This is a genomic window from Cohnella nanjingensis, assembly GCF_014212125.1.
GTDB classification, from domain to species: Bacteria; Bacillota; Bacilli; order Paenibacillales; family Paenibacillaceae; genus Cohnella; species Cohnella nanjingensis.
Window position 1 is genome coordinate 1 of record NZ_JACJVP010000081.1, and the last position, 5445, is coordinate 5445.

The window sequence follows — 5445 nt, forward strand, 5'->3', positions numbered from 1 at the left end:
GCCAAGAAGCCGGCGACGACGCGGACGCGCGCCGCGGCCGGCACGGGCACCCGCGCAGCCGCGACCAAGACGGGCGCCGGCACGCGGACGTCCAAGGCCGCCGGCAAGGCCGACGCGGAAGCGTCCGGCACGGCCGCGACGCCTCCAGCGGAGGGCGAGGCGCCCAAGCCGACGCGCCGTTCGCCGCGGAGCAGCTCGACCTAAGCCGAGCTGCCCGGGCTAGAAAGGGGCTTGTGAACACATGCATCTGGTATATGCTGACGATAAAGGGAACGTCTTCGACCATCCCGACTTTTATGGCATCGCCCGCAGCGGAGACCGTCTGGTCGAGCTGCTCGAGGAAGAGCTGATTCCGCTGCCGGCCGGCGCCACGCTGGTCGGACTACCGCATACGCGCGCGGTCGGGATGGATCCCGCTACGGGCGAGATGAAGCTGCTGCCCGAGAACCATCAAGCGGTCGGCGCGCTGCTGCCCCAAGGCTTCACCCGGTTCTACGTGCCCGGCTACACCAAGACCGACAAGACGCAGATCTTTCCGCTCTTCGGCTACACGGCGGTCGTCTGGAAGGACGACGGCTTCTACGTGGCGGCGTGCCGGAGCGACGATCCCGAGCCTTGGAATCCCGAGAACTGCGACCGACAGGTGTTGGAGGGCGAGGTCGACCGCCTGCTGAAGGCGTATCCGGACAACCGGCTGTACAAGCACTTGTCCAATTGCGCGCTCGGCTACGAGTGCCTGACTTCCTCCAATACGTTCCTGCAGCGCTGGGAAGGCGCCGTTCCGGTGTCCTTCTCGTGCAACGCGGGCTGCTTCGGATGCATCTCCGAGCAGCCGGACGACAGCGGGTTCGTCGCGCCGCAGACCCGGCTTCAGTTCAAGCCGACGGTCGACGAAGTGGTCGAGATCATGCTCGAGCATCTGCGCGAGCCGCATTCGATCATCAGCTTCGGCCAAGGCTGCGAGGGCGAGCCCTCGACCCAGGCGAAGACGATCATCGAAGCGATCAAGCGCGTCCGCGCGCAAACCTCGCTCGGCTACATCAACATCAATACGAACGCGGGTCTCAGCGACCATATGCGCGCGATCGTCGACGCCGGCCTGGATCTCATGCGGGTGAGCACGATCAGCGCGCTCGACGATCACTACAATGCCTACTACAAACCGCGCGGCTATACGCTCAAGAACGTGGAGAAGTCGCTGCGCTACGCGACGGACAAAGGGGTCTATACCTCGATCAACTATCTCGTGTTCCCCGGCGTCACCGACCGCGAGGAAGAGATCGAGGCGATGATCGGCTTCGCCAAGCGCACGGGCTTGAAGCTAATTCAGATGCGCAACCTGAATATCGATCCGGACGCGTATCTGAACTTGATTCCGAAGGCGCAGGGCGAGATCTACGGCATGCAGACGCTGCTGGAGATCTTCCGCGAGGAGCTGCCCGACGTCGTGATCGGCTCGTATACGCACGTGCCGCCGTCCGGGCAGAACCGTACCGTACAGATCTAACGGAGTCGCCGCTTGGCGGGAGAGCAGTACGCGCGGGACTCCTTGCCAGCGGGGCGGGCGCGTGCTATAATCCGTTTGTATGTCCATTCACTCTGGGTCCGCATGAGATCCAGGGCAGGAAGAAGGTGAACACGTTGAAACAAGCCATCCATCCGCAATATCAAGTGACGACGGCTACCTGCGCTTGCGGGAACACTTTCGAGACGGGTTCGGTTCGCCCGAACATCCGCGTCGAGATCTGCTCCGCTTGCCATCCGTTCTTCACCGGCAAACAGAAATTCATCGATGCCGGCGGCCGCGTTGACAAGTTCAAGAAAAAATACGGCCTTTAAGATCGAGGCGACGTATAGAGACAAACCTCCCTTAGCATCCTACCGGATAAAGGGAGGTTTTTTTCATGCCAACGAAGTCGAAAACATGGGCCGTCATCGCGCTAGCCGCTTCGCTGTCTCTCGCGGGACTCGCCTCGGGCTGCGGCAATATGGGCCACAACGCCAACAAGGTGAAGACGCAGAGCTACGGAGACGACGGCTTCCTCGGCCGGACGAACAGCTACCCGAAGATTCCCAGCCGGCATATGGCGCTGAACTACGACAACGACTACAAGCTGATGACGCAGTCGATCAAGGGCGTACCGGGCGTCACGGGCGCCAAGGTGACCTTCAACGGCGCCGACGCCTACGTGACCGTCAAGACGGCCAAGGGGCTGAAGGCGAACGAGATCCCGACGGTCGAACGACAAGTCGCGTCCGTGCTCCGGTTCAATTTTCCAAGATACAACATTCACGTCCAGACGGCTCCTTAAGGGGAACGGCGCAAGACGCGACGCGCGGCGAGATTATGGAAAACGTTGCCATCGGTTGCTTCCGCGTTCGGAATTCGTTATACTAGGTCATGCCGTGCTAGATGGGGAGGTAGCGGTGCCCTGTCACTCGCAATCCGCTATAGCGAGATCGAATTCCTGTTTGAGGTCTTATCACGCAGGTTCCGGCGCGATCGTGGCGTGTTGATCGCAGGGTCCTTCGCAAGGGACGCCCATGAACCCGGTCAGGTCCGGAAGGAAGCAGCCGTAAGTGGTCACGTTCTTGTGTTGAAGGGTAGCCTTGCGGGAGCGTTCGCGACCGTGTCCGGCTGGATGATAACGATCGAGGACAGGTGCACGGTCCTTTCTTCTTCTAAGGAAGGGATAGGAGCTAGACAACGAACATAACTGAATCCTTACTCCTTCGGGAGCCGACAGCACCTCTGCGTAGACACGAACTGCGCAGAGGTGTGTTTTTTTATCGTTCACGATCCACCGAAGGATCGTTTCTATTTATACTTGAACGAATCGTCTCCGATCATCGCGTTCGCCCCTCTCCGAGAGCGGCGAAACCGGGGTTACGAATGGGAGCGCAAACGATGAGACCTATAGAAAGCTTACATAAACGGGGAACAAAGGCACGTCGGTACAGACCCGGAGGTGGAAGCGTATGATGGACGAGACCCTGGCGCGCAGAGCGGGAACGGGCCGGAACGCTGAAGCGCGCAACAGACAAGACAGGTACGTGAAGCGGTTCGCGGAGCGGATGCTGGCCGACGAGGCGACGGGCGTGCTGCTCGTCGACGCCGACTTTCGAATCGTCGAAGTGAACCCGATGGTGTGCGAAGTATTCGACAGCGCGCGGGCCGACCTGATCGGATTGACCGTCGAAGGCTGGAACGAACGAATGTCCGTGCCCTTGCCCTTGGAGCGCTCGCTCCTGGCGGGCGAAACATTCCGCAATCGCAAGCTGGTATGGGGGACGGGAGACCGGATGCGCGAGCTGATGCTCGACGGGGACGTGCTGCAGGACGGCGATGAGACGATCGGCGCATACGTGATGTTCCGCGACGTCTCGCAGTTGACGATGCTGGAGGAGCAGGTTCGGCGGTCGGACCGCCTGAAGATGATCGGACAGATCGCCGCCGGTACGGCCCACGAGATTCGCAATCCGCTGACCGCCATCAAGGGCTTCATGCAGCTGCTGCAGAAGTCGCTGACCGAACAGCGCATGGCCCGCGAGCAGGAGTTCGTGACGATCGTGCTGTCCGAGCTGGACCGGGTTCACGAGCTGGTGAACGAATTTCTGCTGCTCAGCAAGTCGAGGGAGACGAAGTTCGAGCCGGTGCGGCTCGGCCGAATCCTGCAGGAGATGCTCCCCATGCTGCGCAACGAGGCGATGCTCCACGACATTACGCTGCGGTACGAGCCCCGGAACGATCTGCCGCTCGTGCTCGCGGACAAGGAGATGCTGAAGCAGGTATTTCTCAATTTGGGCAAGAACGCCATCGAAGCCATGGGCAAAGGAGGGAGCTTAGTAATTCGCGAGCGGCGCGGGGATCCGCGCCTCGGCCAGGTATCCGTCGACATCTGCGATACGGGAGGCGGCATACCGGCGGAGCTGCTGGACCGGGTATTCGACCCGTTCTTTACGACGAAGGAGCAGGGTACCGGTCTCGGGCTGTCGATTTGCCAGCGCATCGTCCACGATCTGGGCGGGCATATCGACGTCGCGTCCTCGTCCGCAGGCACCGTTTTTACGGTATCGATCCCCTTCGTCGGCGTTCGGGGCTCGGGAATGGCATCCGGCGGTGGAGCGCTCTCGCTCGATGATGTATAATCATTGATATACCACATCCGACGGGAGCGACTTCGAATGGCCCATATGGCTTTATACCGGGCATGGCGTCCGCAGACGTTCCAGGACATGGTCGGGCAACAACATATCGTGCAGACGCTGCAGAACGCCATTCGCGAAGACCGTCTTTCTCACGCCTATTTGTTCAGCGGACCCCGCGGGACGGGGAAGACCAGCGCCGCTAAAATATTGGCCAAGGCCGTCAACTGCGAGCGGGGTCCCGCGCCGGAGCCATGCAACGAATGCGACGCCTGCCGGCGGATCACGTCCGGCGCGGTCATGGACGTCGTCGAGATCGACGCCGCCTCGAACCGGGGCGTCGAAGAGATCCGCGACATCCGCGACAAGGTGAAGTACGCGCCTACGGAAGTGCGCCGCAAGGTGTACATCATCGACGAAGTGCACATGCTGACAACGGAAGCGTTCAACGCGCTGCTGAAGACGCTCGAGGAGCCGCCGGGACACGTGATGTTCGTGCTCGCGACGACCGAGCCGCACCGCCTGCCGCCGACGATCATCTCCCGCTGTCAGCGCTTCGAGTTCCGCCGGGTCTCGCTCGGGGAGCAGACGGCGCGGCTGCGGGAGATCAGCCGGGAAGAAGGGATCTCCGCCGACGAGGAGGCGCTCGCGTATATCTCGCGCCTCTCCGACGGCGGGATGCGGGACGCGGTGAGCCTGCTCGATCAGATCTCCTCGTTCACCGGCGGACAAGTCACGCTGCATGACGCGGTCGAGGCGACGGGCGGCTTGCCGGCGGAGCAGTTCGCGCGGCTGGCCGCAGCTGTGCGGGACGGCGATGCCGCGGCGGTACTGCGGGAAGTGGACGAGATGATGCGGGCCGGGAAGAGCGCGGACAAGTGCTTGGAGCAGCTCATGCATTACTTCCGCGATCTGCTGCTCTTGCAGCTCGCGCCGGCCGCGGCATCCTCGTCCGGACGCGTCGCCGATCCGGCCGAACTCGCCGACATGGCGCAAGGCTTCAAGCGGGAGCGGCTCTTCGCGATCATCGACTTGCTGAATCGCTATCAGACGGAGATGAAGTATGCGGCGCACCCGCAGACGATGTTCGAGATCGCGCTGCTGAAGCTATGCTCCGCCTCGGGCGCCGAGGACGCGCCGGGGGCGGGTGAGCCGCGCTCATCCGGCGCGGAAGGCGGGGCGAGCGGCTCCGACCTGATGCGATTGCAGCAGCAGGTCGCCGCGCTCGAGCGCAAGCTCGGCGAGCTCGCCCGGAGCGGCGCGGCCGTCGGCAGCGGCGCCGCTGCCGCTGGCGGGAAC

Annotated in this window: 6 protein-coding genes and 1 other RNA gene; all 7 read left to right on the forward strand. The window is 62.6% G+C overall.

What is annotated here, in order from left to right; translation table 11 throughout:
- Nucleotides 1-204, forward strand: a 204-nt coding sequence (locus H7C19_RS33365) for a hypothetical protein (RefSeq protein ID WP_221469612.1), incomplete at its 5' end; no start/stop codon positions are given.
- 37 nt (nt 205-241) lie between these two features.
- Nucleotides 242-1507 carry a radical SAM family protein gene (locus H7C19_RS33370; RefSeq protein WP_185673414.1) on the forward strand — a complete coding sequence of 422 codons (1266 nt, stop codon included), beginning with the start codon at nt 242-244 and terminating at the stop codon, nt 1505-1507.
- 134 nt (nt 1508-1641) lie between these two features.
- Nucleotides 1642-1839 carry a 50S ribosomal protein L31 gene (gene rpmE, locus H7C19_RS33375; protein ID WP_185673415.1) on the forward strand — a complete coding sequence of 66 codons (198 nt, stop codon included), beginning with the start codon at nt 1642-1644 and terminating at the stop codon, nt 1837-1839.
- A gap of 65 nt (nt 1840-1904) precedes the next feature.
- Nucleotides 1905-2312 (forward strand): hypothetical protein, encoded by a 408-nt coding sequence (locus H7C19_RS33380; RefSeq protein WP_185673416.1) that lies wholly within the window; start codon nt 1905-1907, stop codon nt 2310-2312.
- Between the two features lie 92 nt (nt 2313-2404).
- An RNA gene (ffs, locus tag H7C19_RS33385) (signal recognition particle sRNA large type) lies at nt 2405-2670 on the forward strand.
- A gap of 309 nt (nt 2671-2979) precedes the next feature.
- A complete protein-coding gene (locus H7C19_RS33390) occupies nt 2980-4149 on the forward strand; it encodes an ATP-binding protein (protein ID WP_246470188.1) in 1170 nt (389 codons plus the stop codon).
- A gap of 36 nt (nt 4150-4185) precedes the next feature.
- Nucleotides 4186-5445 (forward strand): DNA polymerase III subunit gamma/tau (dnaX, locus tag H7C19_RS33395; protein ID WP_185673417.1); only part of this gene is annotated, 1260 nt, incomplete at its 3' end.